Source organism: Chelatococcus sambhunathii (assembly GCF_001418005.1).
Taxonomy (GTDB): domain Bacteria; phylum Pseudomonadota; class Alphaproteobacteria; order Rhizobiales; family Beijerinckiaceae; genus Chelatococcus_A; species Chelatococcus_A sambhunathii.
In genome coordinates this window covers 520,682-538,400 of the sequence record NZ_LIOL01000001.1, presented here as the reverse complement: position 1 = coordinate 538,400, position 17,719 = coordinate 520,682, and the positions used below count along the sequence as shown (strand labels likewise).

Sequence of the window (17,719 nt, the reverse complement as noted above, 5' to 3'; positions counted from 1 at the left end):
GCCGGCCGTTTCGATCCTGCGATCGGGAGGCGGGCGCGGCGCGGCCATGACCGCTCGGCGCTTCACGCTGGGCGAGCCATGTTCTAGCTTCCGCTTCCAAGCGGGAGCACAGGCGGGATGAACTTTGCAAGCGACAATGTGGCGGGCGCGAGCCCGCGGGTGATGGAGGCGCTCGTCGCCGCCAATGCCGGCAGCCAGCGCGCCTATGGGGCGGACGATCATACGGCGCGCGTCGAGGCGCGGCTCAAGGAGATCTTCGAGCGCGACCTTTCGGTCTTCCTCGTCGCCACGGGCACGGCGGCCAACGCGCTGGCGCTCGCCACCCTCTGCCCGCCCTGGGGTGCGGTGCTGTGCCACGCCGAGGCGCATGTGGCCGAGGACGAATGCGGCGCGCCGGAGTTCTTCACGGGCGGGGCCAAGCTCGTCGGCTTTCCCGGTCGGCTCGGCAAGCTCACGGCGGAGGAGATCGCGGCGCATCTCGCCGCGCCGACCGGCCGGCCGCCGCATCAGGTCATTCCCTCGGCCCTCTCGCTGACCCAGGCCAGTGAGGCCGGCACGGTCTATACTCCGGACGAGATAGCGACGCTCGCGGACATCGCCCGCCGGCACGGACTCGGCGTGCACATGGACGGCGCACGCTTCGCCAATGCGCTCGTGCGCCTTGGGGTCAGTCCTGCCGACATGACATGGCGCGCGGGCGTCGACGTCCTCTCCTTCGGCGCCACCAAGAACGGCTGTCTTGCGGCGGAGGCCGTGATCGTCTTCGACCGCGACAAGGCGGCGCACTTGGCGCAGCGCCGCAAGCGCGGCGGCCACCTCCTCTCGAAGGGCCGTCTGCTCGGTGCCCAGTTCGACGCCTATCTCGCCGATGGCCACTGGCTCGACCTCGCGGCCCGGGCCAATGCGGCGGCCGACAGGCTCGCTGCGGGCCTCGCGCGTCTCGGCTGCCGCGTCGCCCTGCCGGTCGAGGCCAACGAGATCTTCGTCTTCCTGCCGCAGGCGATGGACGAGGCGCTGCGCGCTGCCGGGGCACTCTACCATCCCTGGGTGACGTCCAGCCTGCCGGAGGGCGTTGCGGCCGGGGAGGGGGAGGTGCTGGTGCGTCTCGTCACGGCCTTCGACACGGCGGAGGCGGCCATCGACCGTTTTCTCGCCGTCGCGGGCGGACAGGCAGCCGCCTGACCTGCCGTTGTCGCGGCGCCGCCAAACGCCCGCCCCAATGCCGTTGCACAGACGAGGGTGACGAGTGGCAATGAACGAGGCAGATGACGTGTTTGCACCTGTTGCCGGATCGCGCCCAATGCGGCGCCCCGCCAGGCTTCTCGCGGCGGTCGCGACGCTTACCCTGGTGTCGAGCGTGGCTCTTGCCCAGGGCTACTACGCGCCGGAGGTCTACGACGAGCCGCTGAGCCCGCGCGAGGTGGTGCGCTCGGTGCGCTCGGAGGGCTTCGCCCAGATCTCCCGCCCGCGCCTGACGCGTGGCTTCTACGTCGTCGACGGCACGGACGTGAATGGCTGGCGCATGCGCCTGTTTATCGACGCCTATTCGGGCGCCATCGTCGATGCGCGTCCGCTGCGCTCGACCATCATGGCCGAGGAACCCTTCCGGCCGTATTCGCCCGACAGGTTCGGCGGCGAGATCGGTGTCGAGATCGATACCGGCCGTGGCACCAAGATCTATGCGCCGGTGCCGCTTCGGCAACGCCAGCCGAGCATGGCGGCGCTGCCGCCGCCGCGTCCTAGCGACCAGGAGCTCGGGCTGCGCGCACCGCTACCGCCGTCGCGCGGGGACGTGAGGCTGCCCGAGACCTCCGGGCAGGCGGATGCGGCTGGCGAGGCTGAGGAGAGACCGAGCGTCGTCCTCGCGCCGCCCGAGGTGCCGCCCGTGCCGCCGGCAGGCGACGTCATCGGCAATGACGGCGATGAGATCGGCGGCCCGGCCTCTGGCGAGAAGATCCTGCCCAGCGCGCCTTTCTGACGCCGGCCGCCGGCCGCATGCACCGCTGCCAATGCACGCGACAAAAGGCGCCGGAAGGCCCGGCGCCTCGTCTGTTTTCTGGGATCGTCCATGGTCCCTCTGGCGGACCATGGCTGCCGTGTTATGCGGCTTCCGCGACCTTCGCGTCGATGGCCACGCTCGCCGGCTTCGTCGCGATGGGGATGGTGCGGGGCTTCATCGCCTCCGGCACCTCGCGGACGAGGTCGACGTGCAGGAGACCGTTCTCCAGCGCGGCACCGGTCACCTGGACGTGGTCGGCAAGCTGGAAGCGGCGCTCGAACGCCCGGGCCGCGATGCCCTGGTAGAGCATTTCGGGCCTCTCGGCACCTTCGGCGACCTTCTTCTCGCCGCGGATCGTCAGTGTGTTGTTCTTCGTCTCGATGGCGAGATCATCGCTGGCGAAACCGGCGACGGCTACCGTGATGCGATACGCATCTTCGCCGGTGCGCTCGATGTTGTAGGGCGGATAGCTCGGGGAGCTGTCGACGCCGGCAACCTGATCAAGCATCGAGAACAGACGGTCGAAGCCGACCGTCGAGCGGTAGAGGGGGGACAGATCGAATTGACGCATGGCACATCCTCCATTTGAAGCGATATGCGGACAATGCCCGCCTGAACCGGCCGGGCATCCCACCGTGCAGCCGTCAGCGGCCTGCACGGCAGAGAGTTGGTGGCGCCCGGGCGGTCTTTCAAGACCTGTGGCGATGAGGCGGGTGCAGCGGCTATAACCGGGTGGAATGGCCGCAAACCGCGGCGGGAGGGGCGATGGAACTCGTCGCTACAGAGCTGAACCCGGTGCCGAGCCAGCCGGTGATAACGCCGGTGACCACCGCCGACGGCGTCGTGCTGCGGGCCGTGCGCTGGCGGCCGACAGCGCGCCGGACCCGCGGCACCGTCTGCCTCGTTCAGGGGCGGGCGGAGTTCATCGAGAAATATTTCGAGACGGTGGCGGACCTGCGCCGCCGCGGCTTTACGGTCGTCGCCTTCGACTGGCGCGGCCAGGGCGGCTCGCAGCGCGACCTTGCCGACCCGCGCAAAGGCCACGTCGACGACTTCTCCCTCTATGAGCGCGACCTTGCGGCCGTCGTCGATCAGGTCGTCCTGCCGCGCTGTCCACCGCCTTACTTCGTGCTCGCCCATTCCATGGGCGGGACGATCCTCCTCCACGCCATGAGGGGGAAGAAGACCCCCTTCGCCCGCCTCGTGACGGTCGCGCCGATGATCGACATCGCCATGGTGCCCTGGCCGCGTGCCGCACGCCTCCTGTCCGAGATGCTCGATGCCTGCGGTTTCGGGGCGAGTTATGTTCCCGGCGGCGGTGCCACGTCGATCTCGACGAAGCCCTTCGCAGGCAATCGGCTGACGTCGGACCCGGTGCGCTATGCGCGCAATGCCGAGGTGGCCGCCCGGGCGCCCGCGCTCGCCATAGGCGATCCGACGGTGGCATGGCTCGACGCAGCCTATCGCGCCATGGGTGCCTTCGCGGATCCGAACTTCGTGCTCGAGATCAGGACGCCGGTGCTCGTCGTCGCGGCCGGGGCCGATCCGGTCGTCTCGACGCCGGCGATCGAACGTTTCGCCGCCCGCCTCAAGACGGGCCGCGCCATCGTGATCCCCGGGGCCCGGCACGAGATCCTCATGGAACGCGACGACATTCGTGACCAGTTCTGGGCCGCCTTCGACGCCTTTGTGCCGGGGTCGGACGGGGCGCTGCCGGATCAGGCCGAGAGCAGCTTGAGCGCCGCCTCATGAATGCGCGGGTCGCCTGCGGCGACAACCGCGCCCCCGGCCGCCGGCGAATCACCTTGCCAGTTGGTGACGACGCCGCCGGCTCCTTCGATGATCGGCACCAGGGCGACGATGTCATAGGGCTTCAGTCCGGCCTCGATGACAAGGTCGATGTGGCCGGCCGCGACCATGCAATAGGCGTAGCAGTCATAGCCGTAACGGACGAGGCGCGTCTCGCGTTCGACGCGCTCGTAGCGCGGGCGCTCGTTCGCCGCGAAGAGGGCGGGGGACGTGGTGGAGAGGGTTGCCTCGGCCAGGCTCGCGCAGCGTCGCGTCTTGAGCGTGCGCGCACCCATCGGGCCCTTGTAGCCGGCGCTTCTGCCGCCGCCGTAGAAGCGCTCGCCCGTGAAAGGCTGATGCATGAGGCCGTAGACGGGTGCGCTGCGGTGGGTGAGGCCGATCAGCGTGCCCCATAGCGGCAGACCCGAAATGAAGGCGCGCGTGCCGTCGATCGGGTCGAGCACCCAAACGTAGTCGGCATCCAGGCGCTCGTCACCGAATTCCTCGCCGCAGATGCCGTGCTGGGGAAACTGCCGGCGGATGAGCTGGCGCATGGCGGCTTCGGCCGCCCGGTCGGCCTCCGTCACCGGGTCGAACCTGTCGCCGAGCGCCTTGTTCTCCGCCATCAGTGCGGTGCGGAAAAACGGCAGGATGGCGCGCCCGGACACGGTTGCAAGCTCGTCCATGAAGGCGCTGAAGTCGACCGCTGCCATTCCCATCCCCTCCGCCAGCCGTGCACGAGCCTCGCACCTCATGCGGGCAGGGCTGCGTTGCAGAGGGGTCTTATCGCGGGCGGAGCCGTTTAGAAAGAGAGGAACGAACGAGAGGCCATGCGTCCGGTGGAGCGCAGGGCGGGAGGAACGGGCATGAAGGACAGCCAGATTCCGACGGGCGTAGGCGCGGCGCCGGTGGGAAGCCAGGCGGCGCTGCTCATCGCGGTGCTTGCGGGCATCTACAGTGTCAGTCAATTCCTGCGCAATTCCATCGGAGTCATTGCGCCGAACCTCGCCGCGGACCTGTCGCTTACCGCCACCGACCTCGGGCTTCTCTCCAGCGGCTTCTTTCTGACTTTCGCGGCCGCTCAGATCCCGGTTGGCATCTCCATCGATCGCTACGGGCCGCGTCGCGTCATGCTGGTGTGTTCCCTCATCGCGGTGGCCGGTGTCCTGCTCTTCGCGCTGGCGCGGGACGCGACGATGCTCGTCGGCGCGCGGCTTCTCCTAGGTATCGGCTGCTCTAGCTTCTTCATGGCGCCGCTCGCCATCTATGCCCGCCTCTTCCCGCCCGAGCGCTTCGCCTTCCTTACCGGCATCCAGCTCAGCATCGGCAATTTCGGCACGCTCGCCGCCACCGCCCCGCTCGCCTTCGCCGCCGAATCGATCGGCTGGCGGGCGAGCTTCCTCGTCGTCGCGGCCTTTGCGGCGGCGGCGGGCCTCGCGGTCTTCCTCGGCGTGCGCGGTCCCGCCGTCACCGCATGGGCTGGCCGCGAATCTTGGCGCATGGCGCTCGCCGGCGTGCGCGAGGCGGTGCGCGTGCGTTCGTTCTGGCCGCTCTTCCTGATGCACGCGACCGGCTATGCGGCCTTCGGCACGGTCATCGGCCTGTGGGCGGGCCCGTTTCTGAGCGACGTCTACGGCTTCGACCTCGAGCGGCGCGGTGTCGCGCTCTTCGCGGCGTCGGCGACGCAGATCGCCGCCCTCTTCCTGTGGGGCGCGGCGGATCGGCTCCTCCGCGGATACAAACCCCCGGTCGTGCTCGGCGCCTCTGCAACCATCGCATGCCTCGCCTACGCTGCCCTCATGCCTCTCGGCCCGGTCTCGGTGCTCGTCTGGCTTATCGCCTTCGGGGCGGCCGTGGCCTATACGCCGCCCGTCATGGCGCACGGGAAATCTCTTTTCCCTCAAAATCTTATCGGCCGCGGCATCACGCTGATGAACATCGGCACCATGGGCGGCGTCTTCGTGATGCAGACGGTGACGGGTCGGCTTATGGATCTCTTCGGTCGTGGCCCCCTCGGGCACTATCCACAAGAGGCCTACAAGGCTGTCTTTTCCTTGCTGGCCCTTGCAATTGCGGCCGCACTCATTACCTACGTCCTCGCACACGACCCCCACCCCGGCCGGGATCGCGATCCCGGGGGCACAAAAAAATAGGTCAATCACCCTTGCTTTTTGTGCGGTGCGGTGGCATGTTGTTGCAGTGCGGTACGGCGATGTTCCGTCGCGGTGCCGCTGCCCTCCTTGGGCGTTTCCTCCCTAGACTTGGGCCGCGCACGCAAGTGTGCGGCCTTTTTTCTTGCCTGGTGCCTGGCTGACGGGCCTGTCGGCAAGCGTGCGCTACTCAGCCGCCAGGCGCCGTTCGGTGAGGTCCGTGCAGGCCGTCGCTGCGATGAGGGAGAAGACTTCGGTGATGTCGCATGCGAGGCGGGCGAAGCCCTCTGTGCGCTGCATGGTCCGCTCGTCCATGTAGAGGCTGCGGTTGATCTCTACCTGCAGGGCATGCCGGCCGGCTGCGGGCTCGCCATAGTGCTCCGTGATGAAGCCCCCGGCATAGGGGCGGTTGCGGGCCACGCGATAGCCGAGACGCTCGAAGGACTGCGCCACCCTGTCGCTGGTCGCCGCCGCGCAACTCGTGCCGAACCGATCGCCGATGACGATGTCGGCGCGCGAATTCTCGTCCCGGGTCACGCTGGAAGAGGGCATCGAGTGGCAGTCGACGAGCAGCACCGAGCCAAACCGGCGTTGGGTGCGCATCACGATCTGGCGGAGGGCGCGATGGTAGGGCTTGTAGAGCCATTCGATGCGGCGCATGGCCTCGGCCACAGGCAGCTTGCCGGGATAGATCTCCTGCCCGTCGCCGACGATGCGCGGGATGGTGCCGAGCCCGCCTGCGACGCGCAGCGAGCGTGTGTTGGCATAGGGCGGCAGCCGGCCGTCGAACATGCGCGGGTCGAGCTCATAGGGCTCGCGGTTCACGTCGAGATAGGCGCGGGGAAAGCGGGCGACGAGCATCGGGGCGCCAAGCGCGCCCATGCCGGCAAAGAGCGCGTCCACATAGGCATCTTCCGAACGGCGCAGGGCGAGTGGATCAAGCCGGGCGCCGTCGACGAAGCTCTGAGGATAGACGGCGCCGGCGTGAGGGGCGTTGAAGACAAGCGGCACAGTCTGATCGGATGGTTCGACGACCGTGAAGGGGATTGCGAGTTCCGGCTCGATCGGAGACGACATCGGGGACCACGACGCTGCTACGGGGACGACGGCCCTCGCGGGCGGGCCGTCTCGAACGATGATTGTGGCCGATTTGCCGGCGTGTCGTCCATCGCCGCATGGCCATGAGCGCGTGCGATTCGTGACCGGCGGTGTGCCGCGCTCCCTTTTTCACCGCTTTTTTACGAGGAGCGTGTCTAGACGATAAGGCACGGCGTCGGCGGTTCGGGCAGAGCATTGTCCGACGACGGACGTGCCACTAACCTTTCGTCCGGGCAGCGCGGCACGGCAGATCCGAGCCCGCGGCCCGCCCGATCACTTTCGACGCGTGCGCCATGAGCAAGATCCTTCTCGCCGAAGACGACAACGACATGCGGCGCTTCCTCGTCAAGGCCCTGCAGAATGCTGGCTACGAGGTGGTGTCCTTCGACAACGGGCTGTCGGCCTACAATCGCCTGCGGGAGGAGCCGTTCGAACTGCTGCTCACCGACATCGTCATGCCGGAGATGGACGGCATCGAGCTCGCGCGCCGGGCCACCGAACTCGACCCGGACATCAAGGTGATGTTCATCACGGGTTTCGCGGCGGTGGCGCTCAACCCCGATTCGCAGGCGCCGAAGGACGCCAAGGTGCTGTCCAAGCCCTTCCACCTGCGCGAACTCGTGTCGGAAGTGGAAAAGTTGCTCGCCGCCTGACTATTTTTCGTGGGCGGCTTGCGCAGTTCGCCGCAAGCCGCTATATCCGCGGCCCACATGAGGACGTCGCGAAAGCGTCGTTCGAAGGGCGCGTAGCTCAGCGGGAGAGCACTACGTTGACATCGTAGGGGTCACAGGTTCGATCCCTGTCGCGCCCACCATTTTTTGAAGGACGGCCAAGGTTCGATGGAGCCGCGCCGGACGGAGATCGGACGATGAAGATCCGCAATTCGCTCAAGTCTCTGCGCGAGCGCCACCGCGACAACCAGCTGGTCCGTCGCAAGGGTCGCGTGTACATCATCAACAAGACCCAGAAGCGCTTCAAGGCGCGCCAGGGCTGACGCCCGGCCGCTTCGGCGGTCTTGCATGAACAACGAAGAGCCCGGCGGTGACGCCGGGCTTTTGGTGTTGGGGTGACGGGTTGCAATTCACGGCGACGTGTCTGCGCGGGACTTTGCCCCGGAGCCTGGGCGCGTTAGGCTCTGTCGCATGACACGCGCAGTCCGCCCGCTGGTGCTTCTTTCGATGGGGATGGCCCTTGCCGTTTCGCCGTGGAGTGGCATTGCAGCCCAGTCGCAAGGCTCCGAGCCGCGGGAGCCACCCCAGAGCGCAGAACGGCCTGTATCGCCCGCGGCGCGACGGGCGGCCCAGCTCGACCAGCTGTTCGCGCGTCTTGGCAACAGCCGTGACGCAGCCGAGGCGGCTGGCATCGCCCGCCTCATCGAGCGCCAGTGGCTGCGCTCCGGCTCCGATACGGCCGACCTCCTGATGAGCCGAGCGCTCGTCGCCGCGCGCTCCGGCAACCCGCCGCTGGCGATCGAATTGCTCGACCGGGTCGTCGTCATCGAGGCGGGCTGGGCCGAGGCCTGGGCGAAGCGCGCGACGCTCTTCGGCATGCTGGGGGATCGCCGGCAGGCCATTCTCGACCTGCAGCAGGCCATCGCTCGCGAACCGCGCCACTACGAGGCGTGGACGGCCCTCGGCCGGCTCTTCGAGGTGGACGAGGAGAAGGCGCTCGCCCTGCGCGCCTATCGGCAGGCGCTGGCCGTCCACCCGCATCTCGAGGCGGTGAAGGCCGCCGTCGCGCGGCTGGCGCCGGACGTCGACGGCCGGGATATCTGATCGGGCAGCAGGTCCAGCAAGCCCCCGCGGGTGAGCGTGCCGCCCGCGTCGGCCTGTCAGCGGCCTAGCGTGCCCGCCGCTTCGGCATCAGGGCCGTCGCGATGTATTACCGTGGCCGAGCGCACCGCCATCCTGCGCGACGAAGGCGACGCGCACCATGTTCGTCGCACCGGGCGTGCCGAACGGCACGCCCGCGACGATGATGACGCGCTGGCCGGCCTCGGCATAGCCGGCATCGCGGCTGATGTCGCAGGCGCGGTCGGCCATGTCGTCGATGTCGCGGGCATCCTCGGTCACGATGGGATGCACGCCCCACACGAGGGCGAGGCGCCGACCCGCATCGGCATTCGGCGTCAGGGCGAGCAAGGGTGTCTGCGGGCGCTCGCGCGCGATGCGCAGACCCGTGGCGCCGGAGGAGGTCCAGGCAACGATAGCCTTGAGGTCGAGCGTCTCGGCAATCGAGCGCGCGGCGGAGGCGATGGCATCGGCGCCCGTCGCCTCGGGTTCGGCGCGTTGGGCGTTGATGATGGCGCGGTAGTTGCTGTCGCGCTCGATTTCCACGGCGATGCGGTTCATCGTCGCCACCGCCTCGACCGGGTACTGGCCTGCCGCGCTCTCGGCCGACAGCATGATGGCGTCCGCGCCCTCGAAGACGGCGGTGCCGACGTCCGACACCTCGGCACGTGTCGGAACCGGCGAGGTAATCATCGATTCCAGCATCTGCGTGGCCACGACGACCGGCTTGCCCCAGCGGCGGGCGCTGCGCGTGATGAGCTTCTGGATGCCGGGCACCTTCTCGAGCGGCATCTCGACGCCGAGATCGCCGCGGGCGACCATCAGCGCATCGGAGACCTCGATGATCTCGTCGAGCCGGGCAACCGCCTGCGGCTTCTCGATCTTGGCCATGACGAGCGCCCGCCCGCGCGCGACCTTGCGCACCTCCGCGATGTCTTCCGGCCGCTGCACGAAGGAGAGCGCGATCCAGTCGACCCCGATGTTGACGGCAGCCTCGAGATCGGTGCGATCCTTCTCCGTCATGGCCGAGACTGGGATAGTGGTGTCGGGCAGGCTGACGCCCTTGCGGTTGGAGATCTTGCCGCCCACCACGACCCGCGTGGTGGCCTTGCCTTTGCCGACGCTCTCCACCTCGAGCCGGATCTTGCCATCGTCGATGATGACGGCATGGCCGGGCTCGAGCGCCGCGAGGATTTCGGGGTGCGGCAGGTGCACGCGCTTGGACGTGCCGGGCTTGGGGTCGGCATCGAGGACGAAGCGCTCGCCCGCCGACAGCATCTCGGCATCCTTGGCGAAGGTGCCGATGCGCAGCTTCGGTCCCTGCAGGTCGACGAGGATGCCGATGGGCCGGCCCGCGCGTTGCTCGACGGCACGGATGGCGGCAACGCGCTCGGCGAGATCGTCCTTCGAGGTGTGGCTCATGTTGATGCGGAAGACGTCCGCGCCGGCCTCATGCAGCCGGGCGATCATGGCCGGGTCGTTGGACGCGGGTCCGAGGGTGGCCAAGATCTTTACGCGCCGCATCCGTCTCATCTACGCACCTCGGCTGCTCTGTTGCTGTCCGTGAGCTGGATGGTCCAGCTCTTCTGCTGTCCCGTGTCGACCTCGAAGAACCCGGTCCGCTCGTAGCCCCGGGCGAGGCAGTTGTCGATGCCGCGAATGGAAAACTCGCGGTCGCGCGTGCACAGGAAGGAGCGGCCGCCCCATTCCCCGCCACCGGAATAGTCGAGAGCGTAAATGTAGTAGAAACGCCCGGCGAGCGGCCCCTTGAGCAGCGTCTCGCATTTGCGTTCGTCGATGTTCCACCAGCCTTCGGTCATCCAGCCCTGGGCGTCGCGATAGCCGAGCGCGACGCCGACGCGCGCCCCGGTCATGTTGCAGATGCGCAGGTCCGCCCGGGCAGGCGAAACGGCCCCGATGACAAGCGCGAGCCACGCGAGGGCGAGGGCGCCGAGGGCGAACTTTCGCAGCCGGGACATGGGGGCAAGCTGGGTGAGTTTCATCGGCCAATCAAGCATCTAATCGATACAGGTCTTGAGCGTCGCGGCGCGGAATGTCAACGCGCCTCTTCGTTGTCCGTACCGGCGCGTCCTAGCGGTCGTCGACGAGTATCACGCGACAATCGTTGACGTTGGTGCGTGTGGGACCGGGCAGGAGAAGGTCGCCGAGGGCTTCGAAGAAGCGCGTCGAATCGTTGTCGGCCAGAGATGCGGCGGGATCGAGGCCAAGGCTGCATGCGCGCGCGAGCGTGGTCTCGTCGATGATGGCGCCCGCCGGGTCGCTCGCGGCACCGCCGCCGCCGTCCGTGCCGTCGGTATCGCCGGCAAGGGCGCAGATGCCCGCCGCGCCGTCGAGGGCGAGGGCGAGCGCGAGGGCGTATTCCTGGTTCGGGCCGCCGCGTCCCTTACCCTTCAGCGTGACCGTCAGTTCCCCGCCCGAGATGATGGCGGCCCGGCGGCCGGCTTCGCGCAGGGCAAGCGCCTGCCGTGCATGGTTGGCTGCGATCTCGCGGGCCTCCCCCTCGAGGTCGGCCCCCAGGACGATGGGCTCGTAGCCGTTCTCCCGCGCGGTGCGCGCCGCGATAGCGATGGAGTCGGCCGGGCGGGCGATGATCTCAAAGCGGCTGCGCGCAAAGGCTGGGTCGCCGGCCTTTGGAGATTCGTTCGCCGGATCGTCGAGCAGCGCTGCGGCCGAGGCGGTCAGCGGAACGCCGCGTCGGGCGACGATGGCACGCGCCTCGGCGAGTGTTGTCGGGTCAGGCACCGTCGGGCCGGAGGCGATGGTCGAGGGGGCGTCGCGGGGCACGTCGGATATGGCGAGGGTCAGGATCGTCGCCGGAGCGGCGCAGCGGGCGAGGCGCCCGCCCTTGATGCGCGACAGGTGCTTGCGCACGGCGTTGATCTCATCGATCGATGCGCCGGAGCGCAGCAGTGCGCGCGTGATGGCCTGCTTTTCCGCCAGCGTCAGGTTGCCGGCCGGCGCGATCCAATTGGCAGAGCCGCCGCCGGACAGAAGCACGAGCACGAGGTCTTCCTTGTGCGCCCCGGCGGCAAGGGCGAGCGCCCGCTCCGTCGCGGCGAGGCCGGCGGCGTCCGGCACGGGATGCCCGGCCTCGACGATCTCGATTCGTTGCGTTGGCTGGCCATAGCCATGCCGTGTCACGGCGATGCCAGTCATGCGTTCGCGCGGGAGGCGGTATTCGCTCTCGTAGAATTCCTCGGCGACGACCGTCATCGATGCGGCGGCCTTGCCGGCGGCGAGCAGGATGATGCGCCCGTTCGCGGGCGGGGGAGGCAGGTGCTGCGGCAGGCAGAGGCGCGGGTGGGCCGCGGCGACGGCCGCCTCGAAGACCGCCTCCAGCACCGCGCGGCGCGCGCCGACGGGACCCGACAGGTACGCCGGGTGCGCCATGCCTTTGTCGCCCAAGCCTTCGGCCATCTCGTTCTCCCTCGTTCCTCCCGGCACCCGACCCTAGTGCGGCACCGGCGATTGTCGTTCCACTGCGGTGCGCGGAGCTTTCGGTCGCGCGAGCCAGATTCCGAACAGGATGAGCAGTCCGCCGGCCGTTTGCACCAGCGTCAAGGCCTCGCCCGCGATCAGCCAGCCGAAGGCCGCGGCGAAGACCGCTTCCAGGAAGATGACGAGGGAGGAGAAGGTCGCCGGCAGGTGCCCGAGGGCAAAGGCGAGCAGCCCCTGGCCGCCGGCATGGCTGAACCAGGCGAGCGCGACGAGGACGGCAAGGCCCCAGCTGCTCCGCGGCAGGATGTGCGGCTCCATGACGAAGGCCACGACGAGCAGGATGGCGGCGGTGATGAGACTCGATTCGAAGGTGACGCGGGCAGCTCCGGTCGTCTTGCGCGCATGTTCGATGGCGAGGAAGTAGAAGCCGAAGAAGACGGCCGTGGCGATGCCGAAGCCGTCGCCCACGAGCCGCTGCGGCGCGATATCGAGGCTCTGGCCGATGAGGGCCGCCCCGCCCGCGAGGCAGAAGGCGAGGCCGATGAGAACCGGGCCGGCGACACGGCGACGCAACACGAGCCAACTCGCCAGCACGACGAAGAGCGGCGCCATCGTCGCGAAAAAGGTGGCATTGGCGATCGTCGTGTTCATGATGGCGAGATGCCAGAAAAACAGGTCGCCGGCGAAGAACAGGCCGGCGAGCACGGTGCCGCGCCCGAAGGGTCGTGACCGTGCGGTCCCGCGGCCGCGTTCTTCCGCCTGCATCCAGACCCAGAGGATGGGCAAGGCGAGCGCCACGCGCCAGAAGGCGCTGGCAAACGGCCCGACATCGGCAAGGCGCACGAGGACGGGCGACAGGCCCATGGCGAGCGCCGCAGCGAGGAGGGCGCCGAGCGCGAGCGGCGAGGGTGCATGCGTGGCTTTCGAGGATGAGGTGATGCTCAAGGGGGCACCGGCGTCTGCGAGGGAGGTCGCGATCCCGCTCCTCCTATGGCAAGTTGCGACTTTCGTCACCATTGTTCCTCGCAACGGCCGGACGGCGAGGAAGGAGCACGGCAATGCAGCAGATCGACGCCCATACGATGACCGAGCTGGAGGCCGCGGTCTTTCGCAGGCTCGTGAAGCACCTGCGCGAGCGCACCGACGTGCAGAACATCGATCTCATGAACCTTGCCGGCTTCTGCCGCAACTGCCTGTCCAACTGGCTCGAGGAAGCGGCCGCCGAGCGTTCGCTGACGCTCGACCGGGCCAATGCGCGCGAGCATGTCTACGGCATGCCCTACGAGGACTGGAAGGAGCGCCACCAGAAGGAGGCGACGCCGGAGCAGAAGGCAGCCTTCACCAAGGCGGGCCATCGCCACGGCTGATCCGGCCTTGACATCGGGATAGCGGGGACACGAGACATTTCGGCCGCCACGGCCCCTTCCAATCCGCGCCGGAGCCACTAGTCTGCGCGGCTCGCGCGCGGGCGGCCGCCGGTCGCCCATGATCCATCAGTGAGACGGAAGAGACATATGGTCAGCGACGTTGCCGACAGTGGTGTTGCCGCGGAGGAGTTGAAGCAGTTCATCGAGCGCATCGAACGGCTCGAGGAGGAGAAGGCGGCCATCGCTGGCGACATCAAGGAAGTCTACGGCGAGGCGAAGGGACGCGGCTTCGATACCAAGGCGATCCGCCGGCTCGTCAGCATGCGCAAGAAGCCGCCGGAGGAGCGCCAGGAGGAAGAGGCGATCCTCGAACTTTACATGCAGGCGCTCGGCATGTGAGGTGCCGCGAGGCTGCCGTACCGGCCCAACAAGAAGCCCCGGTCCTGCCGGGGCTTCTTGTTGTCTGGGGTCGCTGCGCTTCAGGGTTGCGGTGCCTCCGGACCGTCGGCGTGAAGCGGCAGCGCGAGCGTGAAGGCCGCTGCCGCTAGCCGGCTCGCCGGCAGGGGGCGCGGGGGCGACGAGGCTGCCGCATGGGCCATCGCAATGCGCGACGAGGGGGTCGGCGGCTCGACCGGGTCGCCGCCGAACAGGGGGCGCAGGACGCGCGGGACGGCCGCTGCGGCGACCGGGCGGGGCGTGGCAGGCGTGGGCCTCGCCTCTTCGGCGACAGCCGGCGATGCGGCGGTGGCGAGGGGGCGGATAGGCGGCACCGGCACGTCGGCCGCCGCATAGGCCATCGGCACGAGGCCGGCAACGCGGGTCATCGGTGGACGGGCGGATGCCGCCGCGGCGAGGGCGGCGAGCGCGCCACTCTCGTCGGATGAGGCGCGCGTGCCGATCTCCTGCGAGCCGAGGCCGGCGGCGGCGAAGCTCACCGGTCGGCTCGGCGGCGCCGGAACGTTCGCAACGACCGCCGTTGCGGCAATGGCATTGACGGAAGCGATGGCGTCCTCAGGCCGCCGCGGGGGCACCGGCGCCATGGCGAGCGCGACAGGTGCCTCGGCGGACGGGACCGCCGCAGGGGCGATGCCGTCCGGCCGCGCCTGGGGCAGCGGCACCACTGCCGGTACCGCGGTGGGCGCCTGGACCAGTGGCTCCGCTTGAGGCGCCGCCGCGACTGCGGTGGGTCGGGGGGGCTGTGGCTGCGCTGTCGGTGCACCGCCGCCGCGCCGGTCGCGCAGGAAGAAGGACACGTTGCTGTTGTCGGCGGCGACGGCGGCATCGCCCCCCGCCGGCGCGGTTTCGGCAGTGGCGACCCTTGTGCGCGCATTGCCGCTCGGTTTGGCGAAATCCTCATCCTCCTCCTCGTCGAGGCCGAAGAGGGAGGCCCAGAAGCTCTTGCGCGATCCGCTTGGCCGGGCTGTCTCGGCCTCGGCATAGGCCGAATAGGAGCCGGCGACCGCATCGCCGCGCGACAGGATCTCGGCGCGGGCGAGTTCGTAGCCCTCCATCGGCCGGCCATCCGCGGGGATGTGGACGGTCTTGCCGTCGGGGAAGAGGCGCGAGAGCTGGTCGCGCGTCATGCGCGGCCACGAGCGCACGCTGCCGACGTCGAGATGCACGAAGGGGTTGAAGGCCGTCGGATAATAGCCGACGCCGCCGCGCTGCAGGCGCATGGCGATGGCCCGCACCTGGGCCATGTTGACGTCCGGCAGGTAGAAGTCCATCGCCTTGCCGCGCATGTGCTGGCTCTGCTTGGCGACCGCGCTGGAGCGGCGGCGCAGCATGGCGTTGGTTTCAGGGGCCCGGTAACCCGAGACGACATGGAGCGGCTGGCGCGAGCCCACCTCGCGGTGCACGGCCCAAGCCACGTCGAACAGCTTGGGATCCATGGCGATTGGCTCGTCCCGGCGCCAGTCGCGCAGGATCCAGTTGAGCTTCTCCAGCGCCTCGCGGTCATAGACCCCGTTGCGCTTGAAGGTAACGGTCACGCTTTCCTTGGTATGGGTCTGGTACAGGCTGATCGCCCGCGTGTCGCCATTGGCGACCGCATCCTGGAGACTGCGGGTCCCGGCCACGACCGCGGCGCACGCGATCAGGATCTTGCACGCCGCGCGCGAACAAGGCCCCACCCGGGACAACGCTTGCCTGAAGCGTGTCGAATACAAAGCCAACTCATCCGTTGCTGAGACGGCCTTGAACGCGGCCGTCAGTCAAACGATGAACGAACTCTTACCGCAAAGCCTTAACGCAAGGTTAGCGTCGGGACCGGCTGCGGACAAGAACCGGTTAAGGCGAGACGATGGCAAAATAATGCCGATCGATCGCTCCTGTCGCCACGTTCAGTGTAAATCGCGGAGGGCGGCCGCGACACGCTGGTCGTGGCTATAGATATCCGGGTAGCGAACGAGCTTGCCTTCGTCGGTGACCATGAGGGTGAAATAGGTGAGATGGATGGGGATAAGTTCGGGGAGACGCACGAGGCGTTCCCCCTTGCCGATCAGCTTCTTCATCCGCGACTGTGGCCAGGCGTCGCCAAGTACGATCTCGGCGAAGGTGAAGGGATCGTCCACTCGCACGCAGCCGTGGCTGAAGGCACGTTCGCTGCGCTTGAAGAGCGAGCGGCTCGGCGTGTCGTGCAGGTAGACGGCGTGCTGGTTGGGGAACATGAACTTGATGTGGCCGAGAGCGTTGCGCTCGCCCGGCGGCTGGCGGATGGAGATGCTGTTGCCGCGCCGAATCACCTCGTAGCCGCGACGCGCCGCATAATCCGGGTCCTGGGCCATGTGCGGCAGGAACTCCTTGCGCAGGATTGACGGCGGCACGTTCCAGTAGGGATTGACGACGACGTGGCGCATCACGTCCGAGAAGACGGGCGTCGGCGTCTCCGGCTTGCCGACGATGACGCGCGCCTCGTGAATCACCTCGCCCCGGTCGAGCACGCGGACCATGTAGGCGGGGATGTTGACGGAGATGTGCCTGTCGCCGAGGTTGGCCGGCAGCCAGCGCCAGCGCTCCATGTTGGCGATGATGTCGGCCTCGAGGCGTCCGTTCGTCGTCTCGCCGCCACCGAGCGCCGCCAGGGTCTGTGCGCCCAGGACGCCGTCGGCGGCGAGCCCGTGCGCACGCTGGAAATCGGCGATGGCCGCAGCCACCTTCTCGTCATAGGTGTGGTCGCCGTCCGGCGTCACGTCGAGGCCGAAGCGGGCGCGGATGAGCGGCACGCGCTCGTCCTGCATGCCGAGCCGCAGCGTCGGCCCCTTGGGCACGCGCACCACGGGCGTCTGCGCCGGCCGTTCGGAGCGTACCTCCGCGAGCTTGCGTTTCAGCGCAGCATATTGCGCATGCTGCGGATTGTAGGCCGCGAGCGCCGCGCCAGGATCCGTGGCTGCGCCGAGCCGCTCCAGCACGTCGCCTGCTTCCGGCAGTTCGCGCGTCGGAGTGAGCAGCTTCGAGAGTTTGGTCGGCTCGAGGCGCCCGCCGCGCGCATCGCGGGCGTAGAGGACGGCGGCCGCGCTGAGCTTCAGGTCGGCATCCGCGAGAGCCCTGCCGCGGCTGGAACCCTCGAGACCGTCAATCTGCGGCAGTGGATAATCCGCCGGGTCGAGCCCCTCGGCCGCCGCGTCCGTCAGGGCCGCCATGATCTTGCGGGCCGCCGGCGTGAAGGCGCCGTCGGCGATCCACAGGGGATTGAAGCCGCGCGCTTCATAGAAGGCGCGGATTGCCCCGCGCTGCTCCTCGCCGAGGCGCGGCAGCGTCCAGTCGCGCGCGTCGAGGATGCGGCCGGCCAGGGCGACGGACGGCTCATCCGCGGTGATCGACACCGCGATATCGGGGAGATCGGGCGGGGCGAGCGTGCCCGTGCCTGCGGACGCGGGCGGTTCGGGCTCCGTTGGGGCGATGTCCCTCACATCGACCGCCGCAGCGGGCGGGGTGGGCAGGACGAGGCTCGCGGATTGCGCCGGCACGATCGGCTCGGCCGCTGCGCGGCCCGTAATGGCAGCGGTCAGAAGACCGATGCCAACGGCGACGATGCACGCGGCAGTGCTTGCCCGCATGAGTGCCCCC

Annotated in this window: 18 protein-coding genes and 1 tRNA gene; 10 read left to right on the top strand and 9 right to left on the bottom strand. The window is 68.8% G+C overall.

The annotated features are described in order from the left end of the window. Window positions 1-117: 117 nt before the first annotated feature. Window positions 118-1,182 carry a threonine aldolase family protein gene (locus tag ASC46_RS02545; protein ID WP_055457699.1) on the top strand — a complete coding sequence of 355 codons (1,065 nt, stop codon included), beginning with the start codon at window positions 118-120 and terminating at the stop codon, window positions 1,180-1,182. Window positions 1,183-1,300: 118 nt separating this feature from the next. After that, complete coding sequence (locus tag ASC46_RS02540) at window positions 1,301-1,978, top strand: PepSY domain-containing protein (protein WP_055457698.1); 678 nt, start codon at window positions 1,301-1,303, stop codon at window positions 1,976-1,978. A gap of 121 nt (window positions 1,979-2,099) precedes the next feature. Here ASC46_RS02540 and ASC46_RS02535 read toward each other — a convergent pair whose 3' ends face one another. Continuing rightward, window positions 2,100-2,570 (bottom strand): Hsp20 family protein, encoded by a 471-nt coding sequence (locus ASC46_RS02535; RefSeq protein WP_055457697.1) that lies wholly within the window; start codon window positions 2,568-2,570, stop codon window positions 2,100-2,102. Between the two features lie 194 nt (window positions 2,571-2,764). Here ASC46_RS02535 and ASC46_RS02530 point away from each other — a divergent pair, with 194 nt between their 5' ends. Next, a complete protein-coding gene (locus ASC46_RS02530; protein WP_055457696.1) occupies window positions 2,765-3,751 on the top strand; it encodes an alpha/beta fold hydrolase in 987 nt (328 codons plus the stop codon). Here the strand turns inward: ASC46_RS02530 and hisN are convergent. Continuing rightward, window positions 3,718-4,500 (bottom strand): histidinol-phosphatase, encoded by a 783-nt coding sequence (gene hisN, locus ASC46_RS02525; protein WP_055457695.1) that lies wholly within the window; start codon window positions 4,498-4,500, stop codon window positions 3,718-3,720. The two genes, ASC46_RS02530 and hisN, sit on opposite strands and share 34 nt — an antisense overlap. 153 nt (window positions 4,501-4,653) lie before the next feature. Between hisN and ASC46_RS02520 the strand changes: the two genes are divergently transcribed. Continuing rightward, window positions 4,654-5,940, top strand: coding sequence for an MFS transporter (locus ASC46_RS02520; RefSeq protein WP_245280443.1), 1,287 nt, complete (start codon window positions 4,654-4,656; stop codon window positions 5,938-5,940). Between the two features lie 183 nt (window positions 5,941-6,123). On the opposite strand, the gene ASC46_RS02515 is transcribed toward ASC46_RS02520, so the two are convergent. After that, the gene (locus ASC46_RS02515; RefSeq protein WP_055457693.1) at window positions 6,124-7,014 is read right to left on the bottom strand and encodes an N-formylglutamate amidohydrolase; all 891 of its coding nucleotides are present in this window, start codon (window positions 7,012-7,014) and stop codon (window positions 6,124-6,126) included. Window positions 7,015-7,328: 314 nt separating this feature from the next. On the opposite strand from ASC46_RS02515, the gene cpdR reads away from it, so the two are divergent. From cpdR to ASC46_RS02495, 4 genes are all read left to right on the top strand, one after another. Beyond that, window positions 7,329-7,688 (top strand): cell cycle two-component system response regulator CpdR, encoded by a 360-nt coding sequence (gene cpdR, locus ASC46_RS02510; RefSeq protein ID WP_019401091.1) that lies wholly within the window; start codon window positions 7,329-7,331, stop codon window positions 7,686-7,688. 86 nt (window positions 7,689-7,774) lie between these two features. Continuing rightward, window positions 7,775-7,849: transfer RNA gene (locus ASC46_RS02505), tRNA-Val, on the top strand. A gap of 54 nt (window positions 7,850-7,903) precedes the next feature. Further along, window positions 7,904-8,029 carry a type B 50S ribosomal protein L36 gene (ykgO, locus tag ASC46_RS02500; RefSeq protein ID WP_019401092.1) on the top strand — a complete coding sequence of 42 codons (126 nt, stop codon included), beginning with the start codon at window positions 7,904-7,906 and terminating at the stop codon, window positions 8,027-8,029. A 148-nt stretch (window positions 8,030-8,177) separates the two neighbouring features. Then, window positions 8,178-8,810 carry a tetratricopeptide repeat protein gene (locus ASC46_RS02495; protein WP_071924127.1) on the top strand — a complete coding sequence of 211 codons (633 nt, stop codon included), beginning with the start codon at window positions 8,178-8,180 and terminating at the stop codon, window positions 8,808-8,810. A gap of 87 nt (window positions 8,811-8,897) precedes the next feature. Here ASC46_RS02495 and pyk read toward each other — a convergent pair whose 3' ends face one another. The 4 genes from pyk to ASC46_RS02475 form a co-directional block, all read right to left on the bottom strand. After that, window positions 8,898-10,358, bottom strand: a complete 1,461-nt coding sequence (gene pyk / locus ASC46_RS02490; protein ID WP_055457691.1) for a pyruvate kinase — start codon at window positions 10,356-10,358, stop codon at window positions 8,898-8,900. Continuing rightward, window positions 10,355-10,828: a DUF1036 domain-containing protein gene (locus tag ASC46_RS02485; RefSeq protein WP_082464665.1), complete on the bottom strand. Its 474-nt coding sequence runs from the start codon at window positions 10,826-10,828 to the stop codon at window positions 10,355-10,357. The genes pyk and ASC46_RS02485 overlap by 4 nt, the downstream gene beginning before the upstream one ends. 88 nt (window positions 10,829-10,916) lie before the next feature. Next, window positions 10,917-12,236: a glycerate kinase type-2 family protein gene (locus ASC46_RS02480; protein WP_055457919.1), complete on the bottom strand. Its 1,320-nt coding sequence runs from the start codon at window positions 12,234-12,236 to the stop codon at window positions 10,917-10,919. A gap of 60 nt (window positions 12,237-12,296) precedes the next feature. Continuing rightward, window positions 12,297-13,229: a DMT family transporter gene (locus ASC46_RS02475; RefSeq protein WP_055457689.1), complete on the bottom strand. Its 933-nt coding sequence runs from the start codon at window positions 13,227-13,229 to the stop codon at window positions 12,297-12,299. A gap of 113 nt (window positions 13,230-13,342) precedes the next feature. Between ASC46_RS02475 and ASC46_RS02470 the strand changes: the two genes are divergently transcribed. Both ASC46_RS02470 and ASC46_RS02465 read left to right on the top strand, forming a co-directional pair. Further along, window positions 13,343-13,651 (top strand): DUF1244 domain-containing protein, encoded by a 309-nt coding sequence (locus ASC46_RS02470; RefSeq protein ID WP_055457688.1) that lies wholly within the window; start codon window positions 13,343-13,345, stop codon window positions 13,649-13,651. A 147-nt stretch (window positions 13,652-13,798) separates the two neighbouring features. After that, window positions 13,799-14,050, top strand: coding sequence for a DUF2312 domain-containing protein (locus ASC46_RS02465; RefSeq protein ID WP_055457687.1), 252 nt, complete (start codon window positions 13,799-13,801; stop codon window positions 14,048-14,050). A gap of 80 nt (window positions 14,051-14,130) precedes the next feature. Here ASC46_RS02465 and ASC46_RS02460 read toward each other — a convergent pair whose 3' ends face one another. Beyond that, window positions 14,131-15,729: a peptidoglycan L,D-endopeptidase MepK gene (locus ASC46_RS02460; protein WP_055457686.1), complete on the bottom strand. Its 1,599-nt coding sequence runs from the start codon at window positions 15,727-15,729 to the stop codon at window positions 14,131-14,133. 264 nt (window positions 15,730-15,993) lie between these two features. Continuing rightward, window positions 15,994-17,709 (bottom strand): L,D-transpeptidase family protein, encoded by a 1,716-nt coding sequence (locus tag ASC46_RS02455; RefSeq protein ID WP_055457685.1) that lies wholly within the window; start codon window positions 17,707-17,709, stop codon window positions 15,994-15,996. Window positions 17,710-17,719 lie beyond the last annotated feature (10 nt).